This is a genomic window from Chryseobacterium formosense, assembly GCF_900116415.1.
In the GTDB taxonomy this organism is placed as follows: domain Bacteria; phylum Bacteroidota; class Bacteroidia; order Flavobacteriales; family Weeksellaceae; genus Chryseobacterium; species Chryseobacterium formosense.
Genome location: NZ_FPAP01000003.1, coordinates 730734 through 749851 on the forward strand (window position 1 = coordinate 730734; position 19118 = coordinate 749851).

Consider the following 19118-nt stretch of genomic DNA (forward strand, 5'->3'; position numbering starts at 1 on the left):
ATAATTTTATCTTAATATTAGATATCCTCTAGCACAGGGGTTAAAACAAACTCTACTGCGAATTATAAAACCTATAAAAATCCATTTGTAAACGTTTTGATGAAATTCTCTCTATAAATCTCACCGATCGGAACCTCCCTGTCATTGAAATTGATTGAATAACTATCAAATGAAATGATATGCTCGCTATTGATCACATAAGATTTGCTTACTCTGATGAAGCTTGGCAAAGGAATTTTTTGATGGATAGTCTTAAGATTCATGGAGGCTATGATCTTCTGCGACGTGGTATGGATCAGAACATAATCTTTTAAGCCTTCAATGTATTTGATGTCCGTAAAATTGACCTTATAAAATTTTTTCTCAGATCTTATGATCAGAAACTCCAAAGTGCTTTTTTCCAGGTCGTTTTCTTTATTGGCTGATAATAGATCGATATAGTGTTGGGCTTTGTCGACCGCCTTTTGCAGCCGCTTATTGTCAAAAGGCTTTAGAAGGTAATCTATGGCATCCAGCTCATAGCTTTCCAGTGCATATTGGGGATAAGCTGTTGTGAAAATGACCAGACTGCTTTTTGGTATTGTTTCAATAAACTGCAATCCTGTCACTTTAGGCATTTGTATATCAAGAAACACCAGGTCTGTCTCATTTGCTGAAAGGAATTTTTCTGCGGCCACCGCACTTGAAAAACTTCCCACGACCGTGGGTCCGGAGATTTCTTCCAGCATCGAATATAATTCTTCTCTTGCCAATGGCTCGTCATCTATAATGATACAGTTCATATCGGGATTTTTAAGTTTACGGTATACTGATTGGCTGTGGATGAAATCTTTAACTTATATTCATCTTCATTAAATAAAAGTTGTAACCTTCGGGCAATATTCTTCAGTCCCAGACCTCCATAAAGATTTTGATGCGACTCTTTTTCTAGAGGCATCGAATTGCTGCATGAAAAAGATATTTCCTTTTTTGTGATGAAAAAAGTGATATTAATGCTGCTTGCATTTTCTGTACTCTCCGTGCTGTGTTTGATTGCGTTTTCTACAAATGGTATAAAAAGGTTAGGAGGTATTTCGATTTTTCTCAGATCCGGTACTTCATTATCTGTCTGAATCGTAAAATCAAAGTAATCCCTTCTGATCTTTTCAAGACTTAGAAAATTGGTTATGAACTTAATTTCGGAAGTCAGCCTGACCTTTTCATTGCTACTCTCATACAGCTGATATCTTAACAGATCTGATAGTCTTACAATGATGTCTGTTGCCTTCAAGGGATTGTTTCTGATCAGTGCTTTTATATTGTTGAGCATATTGAACAGAAAATGCGGGGTGATCTGATTTTTCAGCTCATTCAGTTCAAGATTCATGGTAAGGGTCATTAATTCTGACATTCTGGTGCTGTCTACGATCCACCTTTGCAGCAGTTTTACGGTCGTGGTCAATAAGATTAAAAGCATAACGAAATTCCCACTCTCAAAATATTCATTGACCTGGAACGTCCGATGTTGATCATTGATATGATAATTATTGAAGAGATCTCCAATGATAAAAATAAGAAACGTGAGACCTGTGATACAGAGCATCAATACAGCTAAAAGATATGCAAAATACTTTCCTTTGAAAAAAAATAAAGGGACAATTACGTACATATTGACGTAGATCATCATTACAAACGTCATAAACATCGTAAGGAATAGAAAATATCTGGAATCTACTGTAAAGTCAGAAGTAAAATTTACATTGACTAATAACAAAAATAACCATAGTAAAAGCAGAATATGCCTGAGAAAACGATAACGGGCATCCACTAAAAAGTTAATAATACCACTGTTCTTATTGGCCTGATAAACTTTCATTTTAAATTTATTCATTACAAAAATAGATCATTTACAATAGCACATTAAATAATTTATACAAAACCCCTGTTTTCGACTACCAAAAAAACTATGGGATTTGGTAGAAGTTCAGGGGTGTTTGGTATAAAAAAATAAAAACCAAGATCTAAAATCCTTTCTTTTGCTTCCTAAATCTGATCTATGGAGGTTAAAAGTTTTCTAAAAATTGTGGAAGAGATAGAGCATTCCTGTCTCTCAGCCGAACAACAGGAAGAGATGATCACGAAAGTCGCAGATCTAAGCCGTTTTATACAATCCTACGATCAATCTATTGAAATCATTCATTGGATGCGATGCAAGGTCAGTATCATCAGATACTCCGGCACAAATACAGGGGTGATCTTTTGCGATGATACAAAGCAGTCTTCGGCAAATGCATACTATTCCAATGCCAGATTGATGGACTTAAAAAAACGAGAGGGTCTAAAAGAGTTATGGCTCGTTGTCATCGGTAGTTGTACATCCAATGATCTGAGACCGTTCAAAAACTTATCTACAGATAAATTGCTTGATAAGATCTACGATAAAATATTCAGCCTTGACTTCTTGCAATCCCGGGTCCAGATCATAAAATAAAAATATTTACATTTTGAAAGCAAAATTCTCTTTATTAGCAACAGTTATAACCGGCACACTCTATTTCTCACAGGTGAAGGACAGCATGTCCACAAAAACCATGGCCTACATCGCAGAGAAATTTCCGATTACCCGTGTACTGAATATAGAATATAATCTGTTGACACCTTACACTTTTTCTTCTACATTGAGAGGTCGGGAATTGCCGGAGGCAAAAGTGAAAAATTTCTACCGTGCAAAAATGAGTGCCAATATCAATTTGATCACAAAACAGAAATGGGTATTGGGCACTAACCTTAATTACCGCTACGTTTCAGCAAATACTGAAATGAATGATCCTGCGGGTAACCTATTTTTCAGAAGCAAAGAAGATTATCACTATCATTCCGAGAGTTTGAGTCTTACTTATTTTTCAAAACTGTTCAACAAGATGATGATCTATTCGGCCAGCGCCTCAGTGGACGGGAGTGATCAACATTTTGAAAGACTGCGCGGAATAGCCACCGCAACGATGGTTTTAAGATCCAATGCCAAGACCAAAATGACCGTGGGACTTTTGGTTGCCATAGATCCTTCCGTTCAGACACCGGTCATTCCGACATTCACCTATGAGCAAAAATTCAATAATGGTCTGGTCGCCGACATTCTTTTACCCAAAAGCGTGTACCTCAGAAAAAGAATTGCTGAGAATGGCAGGCTATCAATTGGGAGTGAACTGGATGGGACATCATTGTATCTTTATAATATCGACAGTGCGGATAAAAAATATGAATTCCGGCAGATAGAGATCAATTCGGGACTGATGTATGAACATTATCTTGGGAGTTCTTTTGTTGCATCATTAAAGGGCGGAGCCAAAAGTATTGTGGAAGGTCGGTTATTTGAGAAATCTGAATCTTACAGTTCTTATATTTTCCAGGCAAAGCCACAGACAACATTTTATGTGAACGTCGGTCTGTCTTTCGATCCGTTTATCAAGAAAACAGCACAGCAATAAATATCTCTGTTTAAACTTTAAGATTAGATTAGATTTAAATCAAAGCAAATAATTAATTGCAAAACCTAAAAGGTAGAACCATTCAAAAGTTTTCCAGGTCGATATTACTGAATTTACAGCCAGATCATTCCACACAATGAGCCTGTAATACATCCGGTTGATATTTTTCATAAAGATGATTTGTTTGGATTTGTTTGGGTTGTTAGTATCGTACATCTGCTTATTAAAAAAAACAGCTGAATGGGGAAATTATTATGGTATTTAACCAATTGCAGTTACCGAGAAAAGAATAAAGCTGATTGATAAAAATGCTATGCAAAGAAAATGGAATATACAGGAAAGGTTATGCACCCGGTTGGTCGTCTATACCGGCAACAAAATTATTCGACCAATCCAAATATTCCTTACATTCACGTCTCTGATACTACTTTTTTATGTTATAAGAAAATTTCTGCTAGTCTCTGGAAATTATTTTCCGCAAAGGATCAATACCTGATTAAAATTTTAGAGAATATTTTTAAAAGTTCAAATAAACGCAATGGATCTACTTGAAAAGATAAAAAGGATTGAACACGGTTTCAAACACATTATTGAAGCGGGTGACATTATTCTGAAAGATTCTTCTATCAATCATCTGAAATTTGCTATAGAACAGCTGGATGATAACGCTTATCAAATCCGAATGTTAGGGACATATATCCTGGGACAATTATCGGTCGAAAGCACAATGGCGCTTGAAATACTCGAAACCGAGGTTGCAGTTGATAAAAACTGGAGGGTTCAGGAAATGTTAGCCAAAGCATTTGATTCTTACTGCCATTCTATCGGCTATGAGAAATCATTACCAAAGATCAAAAAGTGGATCAACGATGAGAATCCCAATATAAAAAGAGCAGTCATTGAGGGATTGAGAATTTGGACAAGCCGGGCTTATTTCAAAGAAAACCCGGAGGTTGCGATTCGACTGATCGCACAGTCCAGATCGGATGATAGTGAATATTTAAGGAGATCCATTGGCAACTCTTTAAGGGATATTTATAAAAAACATAAAGATCTCATCGATACAGAAGTTTCAAAGTGGGATCTTGCAGACGAAAAAATAGTATTCATCCGAAAGTTGATTTACAAATAGTGCGCAAAAAGGATGCAATTTTTTGAAATTTAAAATGTTGCACACCTTACGAAAGTTTGTCTGATGCCTTAATAATGAATAGTTTGAAAGATATTGATTGCGGAAGCTGATGCGCCCAATTGGGCGCATCAACCATAAAATTATATAGGCTCACAAATAGCAAGCCGCTGTTTATCACAATGGTCTATGCAACACAAAAATCATAATCTTCATTTAAAAAAATTGGGTGAAATTTTTATTGAGCTTTTATCAGTGAAGACGATTAAATGTATCTAATAAAAATTTCAGGGCTTCTTTGGAGTGCATATTTTCCATAGATTCCAAGGTAATCTCAGTAATTTTAGCAGCACGCTGGCGCATAGCAATTTCATATTTTGAAATGGCAGTCTTGATGTCGCTGAACCCTTTTGCAGTAAGCTGTTCTGCTAGCTCTAGTGCATCCAGCATTGCCATATTCACCCCTTCACCGGCATAAGGAGGCATACGATGTGCAGCATCACCCAACATCGTGAGGTTCGACAAACTCTGCCATTGCTGGTCGGTTGGAAAGTGATATTGTGGACGGGGTACGAAATAACTTTCATCACTTCCAAACAATTCATGCCATTCGCTCCCCCAATCGGCAAAACGCCCTTTAAACCAATCATAGACTGCTTCTTTGTTTTCGAAGTTAATACCAGAGGTCTTAACCCAATCTTTTTTCTCCTTAGTTCCGGTGTAAAAGGACAACGAACCATCGCCTTTAGTACTCAGGATAATGCTTTTCTCAAATCCTAGTGCAAATATTTTTCCGCCCTTGGCCAGTTTCCATAGGTTCGGCGCATTCCTAGCCGCATTATATATATTGCCTTCTACAATGGTTAAGCCCGAATAAACGGAAGCGACATCGGTAATGTAATTTCTGATTTTTGAATTGGCGCCATCTGCTGCAATGACTAAATCAGCATAAACTGTATTGCCGTTATCAAAAATGAGATCCCAACCTTCATCTTTGGCTTTAAGCGATACAAATTTTGAATTCCAAACAATGGTGTCTTTTTTCAATGAAGAAATCAACAAATCACGGAACGGACCTCTATCTATTTCCGGACGGAAAGAACCGCCGTTTTGCGCTACAGGAATTTCACTGGTATGGTCGTCAAAATGCACCACCGCATTATGATCCGTCAAACGCAGTTTATCGGCATCAGGCCTATAATGTTTCTTAAAATCACCCAACAACCCGGCTGCGATCAGTGCCTTAAGCCCAGACTCTTCGTGCAGGTCTAAAGTTGCACCTTGTTGACGTACATTTTTGTCGGTATCCCTTTCATATACCTTTACCTCATAACCTTTCAGCTGTAACAATCTGGCCAGGGTCAGACCACTGGGACCGCCCCCAATGATGGCAATTTTTTTGTTTTGTATTGATACCATTTTTATATATTTATATAAGACAAAACTATTTTATCCTAAACAATTATAATAATTGAATAAGTCATAAAAATACTCGTAAACGACATAATGAAAATTGAAATTAAATCAAAAGACGGATTAGGAATGCTCGCAGCTTTTGCCGAAAAAGTAGGTGGTACCCTCGAAAATGGAAGGGTGAAAGTGCCAGAAGAGTTTGGAATAGGCTTTATACAAGGCTATAGTTTCGATGAGCGACTGAGGATGATGATATTGAACTATGAGCTACGTCAAGACTTTGCCATCAGTCGAAGAAATCAACCTACTAATATGCTCATATTCAATTTTCAACATATCATCAAGCCATCTAATTCCCAAACAGGTTTCAAATTCCAACCGTCGGTTCAAATTGCGACCCAAGGATTAAATGTGGAACTTTTTGTGCCCAAAAATACCATTCAGAATTCTATATCATTGAGTATCGATGCCGACTATCTGCGAGAACTAATTGGATCCCGCATCGATCATCCTTTGGTAAACAACATTTTAGAAAATAAGCAACCGCTGTTGTTTGAGGAGTTTGTATTTGCGCCGTTGCTGAAAGTTGTTGACGTTATCGTGACAAATAATGTGCCGATACCGCTTCAAGATTTTTACTACAGACTAAAAACGCAGGAACTCATTTGCCAGTTACTGATTGAACTTATCAGCCGGAATGACAAGAAAGTGTACGGTTTGAATATTGCTGATATCAAGATGCTGTATCAGGTAAAAGAACGTTTACTACAGGACCTTGAAAAAGCGCCTTCCATTGCGGAGTTATCCAGATTTTCCGGCATGAGCGAGACTAAATTAAAGAGATTATATAACCAGGTTTTCGGTAAGAGCATATTTCAGTATTTCCAAAATTTCAGAATGCATGAAGCTGCCCGCTTGTTGAGAGAAGAACGGCTATCTGTTTCGGAAGTGGGCTATCAGCTTGGTTTTTCAAACTTGGGACATTTTACCAAAGTTTTTGAAGAGGTGATCGGAGTTAGACCGAAACGGTATAGTAAGTCAGTTAACGAAGTTCTTATGGTTCCACAAAAATGATTTTAGCTTTACATCTGCATTATGCTTACTGTCTGTTGAAGCTACTTTTTCAAAAACTATGAGCTTTGCTTTATAACCAAGAAAAGGGTCTTTGCTGAGCCAGCCATGTATATACAAAGTCTGATGATTTTTTGAAGTTTTTAATATATTTCACAGCGGTTTTGTTTCCAAATTAGTGCACAATTCGAAGCCAGAAATCATAATCCATTGTGAAAGCATGATCTATAACCTTGATATCTATCGTGATTCGTAAGTAGATGAGAGCGGCTCCGTTTGTTGTTATTTTATTCTTTTTTAGATAAAAAATTGATTGAAAGACCTTCTGTACTGTAAATCCAATAGATCAAATTAATGTTCGTTATATTTTAATGTCATTTTTTGTGAACATATTGAAAATGATAACAAGTTTAAAAAAATGATATTACTATTACACTTTTGGGTAGGCAATTATTTTTACAATATGTATAATTTTGAAAATAAAAATGGCAGAAGTATATTCCCGAAACCGGCTTTATGTAGATAAATATGAACAAGATCTTATTAAGGATATTCCTATTTTGCTGGCAGGATGTGGCGTCGGTAGCAATATTGCCGAATGCATCCTAAGATTTGGCTTTGAAAATATAACCCTTGTGGATGGTGACAAAGTTGAAGCATCAAACCTTAACAGGCAAAATTACACTTCTGAAGATATAGACAGCATGAAAGCTGAAGCACTTTACAAAAGACTAAAGCAAATAAATCCACATGCAAATGTTAAATATCGCACAGAATATATTTCAAAAGAGAATCTGGAAAGCATTCTGGAACACCATTCAATCGCCATCAATGCGCTTGATTTCACTTCTCAGCTTCCCTTGGAATTTGACAGGATATGCCAAGAAAAAAAAATACATGTTCTGCATCCCTACAATTTAGGTTGGGGCGGGCTGATCACTGTTATTACTCCGGAAACCCTGAATTTAGAATCCCTTTCAAAAGACAACAGCTTCAATGAGCTAAAAATGGTGGAATATGTTGCCGGCTACTACCGTTTCTGGGATAAACCTCTTGAATGGTTGGAAAAGATCATCTATGATTATAAAGCTGAAGAGGAAATCCTATCTCCTCCTCAGTTATCCATAGCATCTTTCATGCTCGCAGGGATGTGTACCAATCTGCTTTTTAAAATTTCGACTGGTAAGACATTTAAAAAATTTCCGGAATTTTATTTAAACACTATATTATCACAGGAATAACAAAATGATAAGAATAACTATTGTTTAGACTATAGCAGTTTATTATTGATTGCGAAGGCTAAGGCTTCAGTAATATTGTGAACATCTATTTTCTCAAACAACTTTCTCCTGTGAAATTTTACGGTATCAACAGAAAGAAAAATTCTCTCAGCAATTTCATTGATGGTAAGTCCCATTGCATGCATTCTGAGGATTTCGAGTTCCCGATCCGTCAACTGCACCTTTTGTTCAGTGCTCCATACTTCATTTACCAAATCAAATTTCCATATAGTCTCTGATGAATGTTTGCTAATCGTTATATTACCTGATGTATTTTCGGTAGCCAGAGCAACGATGCACATTGCCTTCCAAATTTTGCCTTCCTCGGTAAGAAAAACAGGTGTCAATTTATGATTAATGAGTATATCCTTACCTTTTTCATTGGTAATATGAAAATCGTAAGATATCGTATATAATTTTCTTTCGTTCAACGGCAATTTCTCAAAAAATTCAAATCCCACTTCGTTAATCTTAAAAAGAAGATTTAAATCGTCGTCTTTTACATTACGAAAATAGAAACCGTAGCCAAGCTCTTTTACTTCTTGAGGCTTTAATCCGCAAAGGAATAGAGGATTGTCTGAAACATACTCAAATGCTTTCTTTTGGTAATCTATAATATAAATACTTTTATAAGAAATACGGGCAAAAGCCTCAACGATATCAAAATAATTTTCTGTCTGTAATAAATCATCGTCCGTTAATTTTTTTACTGCATTTCTATCAGAAAAAAATTTGTCCAGCTTTTCCATATTAATTCCTTTTTCCATTTTCGGTATTGGTGTATAAACAAATCTACACAAAAGTGTAGCAAAAGACAAATGTCTAACCAATAAATTTACAATATCAATTCACATTACTATGATACATTATTACAACTTAAATCGTAAGGATTTATATAAACTAGCACAATTTGTTGTAGAAGAAAACTACAGTCATCATGAGTTTACAAAGCCAAAACATTTAAAAAATGAAATTGACTTAGTATTTTCAGATGAATACCATTTACAAAATTCAAAAATATTTATCGCTGCTGATACAAAAGATGAAATGATCGGATCAATACGCGTTCTGAGATGGAATTTTTCCGATATTCTTCCCATTGAAAAAATTTTTAATATAAATCCTTTATCACTAGACGCTCCATGCAAAGTATATCATATTGGCAGGTTTGCAATTAAAAAAGGGAGTGATAAGTCTGGATTTATGGTGTTTAAAACATTAATGACTTTAGCTCTTAATGAAGTGTGTAAAAATGAAAATACCTTTGCCTTGGCGGAATGCGATGCTAAATTGCTGAAAATATTAACGCTTTTAAATATTGATTCGAAGATCTTAGCAAAACCAAAATATTATTTAGGTTCCGAGACAATTCCTGTTTTGCTGCCATACGAGGGGCTAAAAAAATTTTTAGCGAAAAATAAAGCTCTTATCAGTCTTGATTCGCCGAACGTACACTTTAGTATAGATTTGAAGGATACCATGAAATTCTACACTTTCGTGTAGCGGTTAAAAAAACTCATAGTTATAGCTTTGAGATAATAATCAAAACGAAGTAATTCCCTTTCACCCCAAATTGCAAAATTATTCAGATTAAAATCAGGCACTGAACCATAAGTAATATGTCAAAACTAATCACAAGCTTTTTTCTAACCTCATCTTTTTTTGTTTATGGACAAAAATCCATTGACGATTCCATCATCATTGAAAAGCAGATACAGGAGGTTGAGGTTGTTGGAAAAAGGAAATTGATTGAAAGAAAGATAGACAGATTGGTTTTTAACGTTGAAAATTCAATAACTGCAATAGGTGGGGATGCTTTGGATGCACTCCGTACAACACCAGGCGTACGGATTCAGAATGACCAGATTTCAATGGTTGGAAAAAGCGGGATGTCGGTAATGATTGATGACAGAATGATTTTGCTAACTGGAGATGACCTTGTCAATTTTCTCAGAACAATAAAGTCTGACAATATCAAAAGTATTGAGGTGATCACATCTCCTCCTGCAAAATATGACGCAGAAGGCAATAGCGGAATCATCAATATCAAGCTTAAAAAAGCAAAAGAAGACAGCTGGAGCAATACCATAAGAACTACAGCAAAACAGGCAACCTATTCATCATTTTCTGCTGGAAATAATTTTACCTACCAAAAAAATAAACTTGATATATTATTGGATGTATCCGCCAGTAAAGATCAAAATATTTACACAAATGACATCAATTATTTCTATCCGACAGAACGCTGGATTAACGGAATTTATAATAAGTCTGATGCAGATCGCCTAAGTGGAATTTTTAACATCAAATACAATGCTTCCAAAACTTTTGATATCGGTTTTCAATATTTGGGAAATTCAGGAATATTAAATAAAGGAGAGGAAAGCACAGCCAAAATTTTCGATTTGAAAAACCTTGAGCTTAACAGAACGTTGAACGCAATAGGCAGTACCAGAAACAAATCCAGCAACCATTCCTTTAATTTGAATATGGTAAAAAAACTTGATACTTTAGGAAAAAAACTGACAGTAGATCTTGATTATTTTACCTTCAAATCTAATAAAGACAATAGTTTAAATTCTGAAAATTTTGACAGGGCAACAAATAACATTCTACTTGAGAATATAGACAACAAAAATGTACAAAAAATTAATAATTTTTCAGCAAAAGCTGATTTCGAAATGCCTTTCAGCTGGGCAAACCTTTCTTTCGGGGGGAAAGTGAGTTTTACAGAAACAAACAACAATATTGATATTTACAGGTATAATACTTCTGTTGTACCACCATCCCTTATATTCGGACAATCTGATGAATTTACCTACAATGAAAATATCCAGGCATTGTATATGTCTGCAAATAGAAAATTTGGTGACAGGTGGGAAGTAAAAGTTGGTTTACGCGCCGAATCCACTCAGAATGAGGGGTACTCAGAAAATGTTAACCAAACCAACACAAACAATTATATAAAACTATTTCCCACACTCTACCTCTCCTTTGTACCGGATCATGAAAATACTCTTGTTGTAAGTTATGGAAGAAGAGTAAACAGACCGTCGTACTCAAATCTGAACCCTGCGAGATGGTATCTGACAGCAAATTCTTATGAAGAGGGGAACCCTTTTTTACAGCCTTCTTTTACATCTAATTTAGAGCTATCACATTCTTTTAAAGATTTACTGACGACCACAATTTCAGTTTCCAGAACGACCGATGGCTTTGGACAGCTTACTACCCATGACCTTGAAAACAATTTTCAAAGTTTTATACGAAGAAACTACTATGATTACACCAATTTTTTATGGTCAGAATACATCAACTATAATATATTTCCCTGGTGGAATACCAGCGCTGAAGCGTCTGTTTATTATACGGAAACAAAAGCATACTCACCATATTTAAACCCAAAATATTCAGGTTGGGGGGGATATTTTTCGAACAGTAATAATTTTACCCTGAATAAGAAAAAAACTTTTTCAGCGCAACTTACATATGAATACAACTACCCTACAATCTTCAACGAGAACCGATCTGAGGCATATTCAAATTTAGGGATTGGACTAAAGCTGCTATACTTTGAAAAGCAACTGCAGATAGCAGTTACAGCAAATAATATTTTAGGTTCTGACAGAGTAAAGACAAGCAATATTACACAGGGAATTAATCAAAGCTTCAGACAATATTATGATACTCAATTTGTAAGGCTTTCCCTTTCGTACAAATTTGGAAACAAAAACCTAAGCATTGGTAAAAAAGCGACCGGTAATGAAGAAGAAAAATCAAGAACCAATTAAATAATAGTCCGAAAAATGACCTGATGACTGTAAAACGATATGGGTCTGTAATTTTAAAATTCTTTTGGTTATGAAAAATAAGAATTTAATTTCCAGATTAAAAGACTTGAAAAAGTCGCAAGCTTTGGAAACCGTAGAGGGATCTATGCTTCAAAGCATCAGAGGTGGGAAGAACGGAATTGGTGATTCTACTCTTGACCCTTGTGGAACGAAATGTAAGCCAAACAGTGCTTGCAATGGAAACAATTAATAATCAAAACCTGATTATTGACTAGCAGGTAACATTTCTGTTGCCTGTTAGTTTTTCTATTTTTCAAAATTCTATGTAAACGCTAAAAATATAATATATGCAGTATAAAATTTCTAAATACTTGGTAATAACTGATTCATCAATTGATGATGAGCAAGATCAGAAGTTGGTATATTCCACTAGATCCGGACAGGTAATGCTTTTGAATGGTGATACAATTGAAGATATCAGAAATGGAAACATTTATTCTTTGGATGAAAAGCTAATTGATAAACTTATTTTTTCCGAAATAATAGTTCCAGAATACGAAAATGAATTAGAAACAGTACTTAGTGAATTTGAAGTTTCAAAATCCGATAATGATTCTTTGGGAATGGTTATAACTCCGTCTGCAAATTGTCAACTGGGGTGTAATTATTGTGGTCAGATACATAGTAAAGTTAATATCACAGAAGATTTATCCTCAAAAATATTTACACATATCCGAAATAAGCTCACATTGAAAAAATATTCAAGCCTGGATATTGTATGGTATGGTGCAGAACCGCTTATGGGGATCAATTCGATTCGAAACCTCAGCAGTCAGCTCATCGAGCTTTGCAAAGAAAATAAGATTCAATACAGTGCCTCCATGATAACCAATGCCTTAAATCTTAATGAGAGGAACTTCAATGACTTGGTATGCAACATGAAGGTTAAAAGCTTTCAAATCACTATTGATGGTATTAAAGAAACGCATGATAACAGCAGGTTTACCAAAAAAGGGAAACCGACATTTGATATTATATTGAAAAATGTTATTAATGCTGTCAACAGTCCGGTGTATGAAAAAGAAAAAGCTCTGATCAGCATCAGGGTTAATGTACATAAGGAGAACTATCTTGATGTAGAAAAACTCTTAGAGTACTTTACCAAATTGCAGATTCAGGATAAAATAATGATCAATTTTGCACCCGTGCATGATTGGGGAAATAACAATGCCGATAAAGAGGTTGGGTTAAGCCTTGAAGAATTCTCAAACTTAGAAATTGACTGGTTTCTCAAAATGAAGGAACTAAATTTCAGAAACCAAAATTTAATTCCAGGAAGAATATATGGAACATGTATGACAACCACCGATGACTCTGAGCTGATTGATGCCAAAGGAGAGGTATCATATTGCTGGGAAGTACCTTACACGCCTGATTTCGAAAATAATAAAGATCTGATAATCGGGAATGTTTCAGATGAGAATATCTATAAAAAAGATACCATCGATATGCCTTTAAGAAACTGGTATGAGGATATCAGAAATAAAAATCATAACAGTGAAAATTGTAATAAATGTGAGTACTTACCTGTTTGTGGTGGGCAATGCCCTGTTTCATGGTTCAAAGGAGTTCGAGCATGTCCTTCTTTCAAAATTAACATGGAAGATCGTCTTATATTACAATATCTAAATGAGAAGGAAGTATTAGTTTAAAAATTATTCTATGATTGATCAAATAAAAACCAGACTTGAGAATGAAATCATAACCCCATCAAAAGTTGATGAATTCAACAGGAACCACATTTTCTACGACATAAAAAATATTGTTATAAAAAATTCCAATACTGAAAGTATTGTAGATTTATATTATTGTTTCTCCCTGTATGAAAAGTGTTTGTCTCTTGCCAGAGGGAATAACATGGATTTGGCTGCCTATTGGCTCCATAAAGTGGAACAGGCACATTCTAATCTATCCAAAGAATTATTAGAATACTTGCAAATCCTTTATATTCCTTGTTTAGCATTCTATCATTATAAAAAAGAAAATTATGATATAGCCATGGATTTATTATCTACTGAAATACGCCATTCAGACTTGCTTTTAAAAAACAATCAAGCTCTGAAGGTTGAAATGAAGCTTGAACAGCTTATCAATAAATATCGCATATACGTTGCATTAAAAGATTATGAAAGCTCTGTCTCATTAGCAGTCGCTATGATTAATTTTGTAACCGGTAATAAAAAATTTGATGAAATTGGCGAGGATGATATCAATTGGGTTGCAGATGAAAATTATGACAACTACTTAAATTGGGTAAACTTCTTGGTTAATAATATAATCAGTAAGATTGAGCATGACAAGGAAATTTCTGAAAATGAAAAAACAATGATTTACTATGCAATATTTAGCAATGCACAAAACTTACATTGCAACGATTTTATAGAACTGATTGATTCATTTAATGCTTATAAATATCACTATGAGGGTAATCATGAAGCATTTCTTGAGCACATCTCAAAGGCTTTTAAAAAAATACATACGTTGCCGGTCAATCTTCAACGGATATTGCTAAAATGCCTAACCAAATCGGGATACATCGATTCTCAATTAAACGACGAATACATGACGAAAATTCTTAAAATAAAACTTCCTGTGTACCAGTAATGAATTTTGTACCTCAACACGATCAAATGGACTGCGCTCCGGCATGCCTATGTATGATTGCCAGCGCATATGGTAAAAAATACCCATTACAGTATTTGAGGGACAATTCATTTATCACCCGAGAAGGTGTATCACTGCTGGGAATTACAGAAGCATCCAAAAAAATTGGATTTGATGCACTATCCACTAAGCTTGATATTGATGTTTTACGCAATGAAAAAGAAGCATTTCCATGCATCCTTCATTGGAATCAGAATCATTTCGTTGTATTGCGGAAAATCACCAAGAACCTTATCAGCAGCAAATACAGTTATCATATTTCCGACCCTGCATATGGGAATATAAAACTTGATGAAAAAAAATTTATATCACATTGGATTTCTGATACAGACAAAGGTATTGCTGTATTTCTGGAGCCATCAAAGAACTTTCACGATGTACAAACACCACCAGAAGAAAAAATAAGTTTTAAATTCCTACTCAAGCATCTTAAAAATTACCGGAAACAATTATCGCTGATGTTTTTAATGCTTCTCTTAGGAAGTTTAATCACACTGACTTTTCCATTTCTAACGCAAAGTCTAATTGATAAAGGAATAAATGCAAAAGATCTTAATATTATTACTATACTCCTGCTGGCACAACTAAGCTTGTTTCTTGGCTCTATAACTATTGAAGTGATTCGAAATTGGTTAATGCTCTCTATTGGAACACACCTGAGTATTTCCATAATTTCAGATTTTCTTAAAAAGCTATTATACTTGCCTATCAAGTTCTTTGATTCAAAGATGATGGGAGACTTCAATCAAAGAATACAGGATAATGAAAGGATTGAACAATTTCTGACTTCCCAAAGCTTACTGACCTTTTTCTCTATGATTACTTTTGCGGTATTTTTCGGAGTCTTATGGTATTACGATTTTAAAATTCTAGTAGTTTATACAGTCCTGACAATTGCTGCATTGGGATGGTCTACATATTGGCTGAAAAGACGAAAATTACTTGATTATTTTCGTTTTCAGGAAAAAAGCAGGAATCAGGAATCTATATATGAAATGATAAACGGAGTCACAGAAATGAAAATTAATCAACTTGAAGATTATAAATTAAGAGAATGGCAGCAACTACAATCAAAACTGTTTTCAGTAAATAAAAGAATTTTGAAGATTGATCAGATACAGATTGCTGGATTTGATTTTTTAAATCAACTTAAAAATATCGTTGTAACATTTTTGGCTGCTACATTTGTTGTACATGGTAAAATGACTTTGGGTGAATTGTTGGGAGTTTCCTATATTGTTGGACAAATGAATTCACCGGTTAATCAGTTGGTAAGTTTTTTCCGCTCATTTCAGGATGCTAAATTAAGTTTTGAAAGATTAAATGAAGTGCAAAATCAAAAGGCAGAAGAGCAATCAGGACAAATAAATATAGAAAGTGGGTTTGATAACAATAAGGAGGGAATCAAGCTGAATAATGTAAGTTTTCAATATGAAGGTAGTAACTCTGAATATGTACTACAAGGTATCAACTTACTTTTTCCTGAAGGTAAAATTACCGCTATTGTTGGAGCCAGCGGAAGTGGTAAGACAACTTTAATGAAATTACTATTAAAGTTCTATAAACCAACCCAAGGAAGCATAAACCTCAATGGAATAGATCTAGAAAAGCTTTCTGCGAAAAGCATAAGACAAAATTCCGGAGTGGTCATGCAGGATGGCTTCATTTTTTCAGATTCTATAGAAAGAAATATTGCTACGGGCGATAAGGAGATCAATCAAAAGATGCTTGAAAAAGCAATTCATCTTTCTAACATAGATGAATTTATTAAATCACTGCCTTTAAAATCGTATACTAAAGTGGGTGCATCCGGTAATGGAATATCAGGAGGTCAAAAACAGAGAATTTTAATTGCACGAGCTGTTTACAAAAACCCGAAATACATTTTTTTTGATGAGGCTACCTCTGCTCTTGATTCAGAAAATGAAAAAATAATTCATGACAATTTAAAAGGTTTTTTTAAAGATAAAACAGCTGTCATTATTGCACATCGTTTGAGCACAGTAAAAAATGCGGATAAAATTATTGTTCTAAAAAAAGGAAAAGTTATAGAAGAAGGTAAACATCAGGAATTGGTTGATAAAAAAGGAGAGTACTTTAATTTGATTAAAAATCAGCTAGAACTTGGAAATTAGTAGCAACAGAATAATAAGGATCAAAATTTCAGCGAACTGCATTTGCATATTGTGAGGCAACTATTTTTTTCTATACAGATTACTATTCAGACAGGTACAAGAAAAACTGCAATCAAATTCTTCAATTAGAAAGCACATTAAAATTTTGCAGAGTTTCTTTATCCCCGATTACAGAAATTTATTTTTAAATTTTGACCATGGTTCCTACAAATTTATCTTCTTTATGAAGTTTCTCCAATTGGCTAAACTTTCTTTGCAAATCCCCCAACCTTAAGCTTCGAGGATACATTGCCTCGCTGCATCACTTAAAGATAGTGGCTGAATCTTAAACTTTTTTCTGATCTTTTTCATACTCTTAAAGATAAAGAGTATGAGAATTGTGTCCTAATAAAGTTAGCAACTCCAAATATTAAATCTTATGGATCCTATACAACCCATTGCAAGCTGTTGTTTGGTTCAAGATTTACAAATATGAATTCGGAGATAGTTACATAAAAACGCAGGTCTTAATTTATATATTACTGAATATCACATATAATAATTTGTAAAACAATAATACCATCAATGATTTTTGTTTAGTACAATTCGGAAATTGCCAAATACAACTTTTGCAGAGAATAAGTATTCAGCATAATATTGTTATTAATTATTTTATGTAAAGGTCGGAGCACTTAAGTGTTTAAACCAATACATTGTTCCGCATATGAACAAAATATGTTTGGAGGATTATCAATACAGATTAGTAATTGATGATGAGATTATTTTTAGCAACAATCAACATCCAACAGCTTGAAAAAACTGATAACAAACAAGAACTCAATTCTTAGTATGAACTCCAAGAGTTTCATTAGAAAAATTATTGTTCTTATTTCGTTTTTAGCCAGTCTAATACCTCAGGTACTCTTCGCATTTCGCACAGAATATTCCATTGAGATGAAGAGTGATTCGTCAATCGTTACTATTCTCATGTCAGAAGAAAAAATTCTGCATATATCAGAAGGAACTACTGTTTACGGACTAAACGATATTTCGCAAAAATCTTTAGATGTAAGTTTATCTCACAAGAAAAAAAAAATAAAGATAAGAAGCAAGAATCAGTACTATTTTAATAAAAACAAAAAAAAACAGGTAGCAAAAGCCAAGCAGAGGCCAAATTTAAGTGCATATACTTTAAAAAAATCAGATTTATTTTATAATATTTCAGAAAAAAATTTAAAAGAAGGAACTTTAAATACAATCTTACCATTTAAAGTTTCTATTTACTTTGTTATTATCATATCAAAAAGCATAATACAAGGCAACACAAATTCATTATATACCTATTCAATTTTTTTTAAGGGAGGGTTGGTACAATCTTCATATTTCACTCGTCCCCCTCCTTTTCTTGCTTGATAAATAGCTTTATACTTTGTTTAATTATTATATAACAATGTAAAGACAATATTGTTAATCAATAGATATGAATGTTGCTAAATATTATTTTCAGGAATTTACAGTTGATAATCTTGATTCTAAACCGCAAGAATATTTAATATATAATATTCAGTATGATAAATTCTTCACTCAGGATTATTCTGATCAAACTTATAGAAACAAATCTTTCTTTCCATTGGATGGAATAACCGAAAATTTACAAAAAACAGATATGAAAAATTGCTTAAGAACAAAATAATGATTGATTTTAAAAACATACACATCGGTGAGATGATTGAAAAAAGAGTACAAGAAACAAACATTGATGTGAATCGTATCTGCAGCTTTTTAAAATGCACAGAGAACGAAATACAACAAATGTACACCTCAAAAAGTATTGATTCTTACACCCTACTGAGATGCAGCAAATTACTTAAATATGACTTTTTCAGGATATACTCACAGCATATACTGCTGTTTACCTCTTCTTCTAGAAAAGAAAAAAATACCAATGAAAAAAGCTCATTTCCTGAATTCCGTAAAAATATTTATACCAAAGAAATAATCAATTTCATTTTAGAAACTGTTAACTCAGGAAAAATGACAAAGAAAGAAGTAATAAACACGTATAAAATACCTAAAACTACTTTGTACAAATGGATCAATAAATATAATAAAAATACTAAAAAATGATA

The 19118-nt window shown here is 34.1% G+C and carries 17 protein-coding genes; 13 read left to right on the forward strand and 4 right to left on the reverse strand.

Annotated features, from left to right (window positions below; all coding sequences use genetic code 11):
* Positions 1-71: 71 nt before the first annotated feature.
* A complete protein-coding gene (locus tag BM371_RS14690) occupies positions 72-782 on the reverse strand; it encodes a LytR/AlgR family response regulator transcription factor (RefSeq protein WP_034679493.1) in 711 nt (236 codons plus the stop codon).
* Positions 779-1855: a sensor histidine kinase gene (locus BM371_RS14695; RefSeq protein WP_034679492.1), complete on the reverse strand. Its 1077-nt coding sequence runs from the start codon at positions 1853-1855 to the stop codon at positions 779-781. The genes BM371_RS14690 and BM371_RS14695 overlap by 4 nt, the downstream gene beginning before the upstream one ends.
* Positions 1856-2110: 255 nt before the next feature.
* Here BM371_RS14695 and BM371_RS14700 point away from each other — a divergent pair, with 255 nt between their 5' ends.
* From BM371_RS14700 to BM371_RS14710, 3 genes are all read left to right on the forward strand, one after another.
* A complete protein-coding gene (locus BM371_RS14700; protein WP_131431023.1) occupies positions 2111-2470 on the forward strand; it encodes a hypothetical protein in 360 nt (119 codons plus the stop codon).
* 13 nt (positions 2471-2483) lie between these two features.
* The gene (locus BM371_RS14705) at positions 2484-3467 is read left to right on the forward strand and encodes a DUF6268 family outer membrane beta-barrel protein (RefSeq protein ID WP_034679490.1); all 984 of its coding nucleotides are present in this window, start codon (positions 2484-2486) and stop codon (positions 3465-3467) included.
* Positions 3468-4005: 538 nt separating this feature from the next.
* Positions 4006-4599 (forward strand): HEAT repeat domain-containing protein, encoded by a 594-nt coding sequence (locus tag BM371_RS14710; RefSeq protein ID WP_034679487.1) that lies wholly within the window; start codon positions 4006-4008, stop codon positions 4597-4599.
* Positions 4600-4848: 249 nt separating this feature from the next.
* On the opposite strand, the gene BM371_RS14715 is transcribed toward BM371_RS14710, so the two are convergent.
* The gene (locus BM371_RS14715; RefSeq protein WP_034679485.1) at positions 4849-6015 is read right to left on the reverse strand and encodes an FAD-dependent oxidoreductase; all 1167 of its coding nucleotides are present in this window, start codon (positions 6013-6015) and stop codon (positions 4849-4851) included.
* An 87-nt stretch (positions 6016-6102) separates the two neighbouring features.
* On the opposite strand from BM371_RS14715, the gene BM371_RS14720 reads away from it, so the two are divergent.
* Both BM371_RS14720 and BM371_RS14725 read left to right on the forward strand, forming a co-directional pair.
* On the forward strand, positions 6103-7083 hold the full coding sequence (locus BM371_RS14720) for a helix-turn-helix domain-containing protein (RefSeq protein WP_051883063.1): 981 nt from the start codon (positions 6103-6105) through the stop codon (positions 7081-7083).
* Between the two features lie 482 nt (positions 7084-7565).
* Positions 7566-8321, forward strand: a complete 756-nt coding sequence (locus BM371_RS14725; RefSeq protein WP_034679483.1) for a ThiF family adenylyltransferase — start codon at positions 7566-7568, stop codon at positions 8319-8321.
* 29 nt (positions 8322-8350) lie between these two features.
* Here BM371_RS14725 and BM371_RS14730 read toward each other — a convergent pair whose 3' ends face one another.
* Complete coding sequence (locus BM371_RS14730) at positions 8351-9109, reverse strand: response regulator transcription factor (RefSeq protein ID WP_034679615.1); 759 nt, start codon at positions 9107-9109, stop codon at positions 8351-8353.
* Between the two features lie 109 nt (positions 9110-9218).
* On the opposite strand from BM371_RS14730, the gene BM371_RS14735 reads away from it, so the two are divergent.
* The 8 genes from BM371_RS14735 (at position 9219) to BM371_RS14775 (ending at position 19116) form a co-directional block, all read left to right on the forward strand.
* Positions 9219-9863, forward strand: a complete 645-nt coding sequence (locus tag BM371_RS14735) for an N-acyl amino acid synthase FeeM domain-containing protein (RefSeq protein WP_051883061.1) — start codon at positions 9219-9221, stop codon at positions 9861-9863.
* A gap of 116 nt (positions 9864-9979) precedes the next feature.
* Positions 9980-12151 (forward strand): outer membrane beta-barrel family protein, encoded by a 2172-nt coding sequence (locus BM371_RS14740; RefSeq protein ID WP_034679481.1) that lies wholly within the window; start codon positions 9980-9982, stop codon positions 12149-12151.
* A 70-nt stretch (positions 12152-12221) separates the two neighbouring features.
* Positions 12222-12401 carry a hypothetical protein gene (locus tag BM371_RS14745; RefSeq protein ID WP_034679478.1) on the forward strand — a complete coding sequence of 60 codons (180 nt, stop codon included), beginning with the start codon at positions 12222-12224 and terminating at the stop codon, positions 12399-12401.
* A gap of 97 nt (positions 12402-12498) precedes the next feature.
* Complete coding sequence (locus BM371_RS14750; RefSeq protein ID WP_034679476.1) at positions 12499-13863, forward strand: radical SAM/SPASM domain-containing protein; 1365 nt, start codon at positions 12499-12501, stop codon at positions 13861-13863.
* Between the two features lie 10 nt (positions 13864-13873).
* Entirely contained in the window at positions 13874-14815 is a 942-nt protein-coding gene (locus BM371_RS14755) for a hypothetical protein (protein ID WP_034679475.1), read from the forward strand.
* A complete protein-coding gene (locus BM371_RS14760; protein ID WP_034679473.1) occupies positions 14815-17010 on the forward strand; it encodes a peptidase domain-containing ABC transporter in 2196 nt (731 codons plus the stop codon). The genes BM371_RS14755 and BM371_RS14760 overlap by 1 nt, the downstream gene beginning before the upstream one ends.
* Before the next feature lie 966 nt (positions 17011-17976).
* Positions 17977-18402 carry a hypothetical protein gene (locus tag BM371_RS14765; protein WP_034679472.1) on the forward strand — a complete coding sequence of 142 codons (426 nt, stop codon included), beginning with the start codon at positions 17977-17979 and terminating at the stop codon, positions 18400-18402.
* Positions 18403-18681: 279 nt separating this feature from the next.
* Positions 18682-19116: a transposase gene (locus tag BM371_RS14775; RefSeq protein WP_316931485.1), complete on the forward strand. Its 435-nt coding sequence runs from the start codon at positions 18682-18684 to the stop codon at positions 19114-19116.
* The last annotated feature ends 2 nt before the right edge of the window (positions 19117-19118 follow it).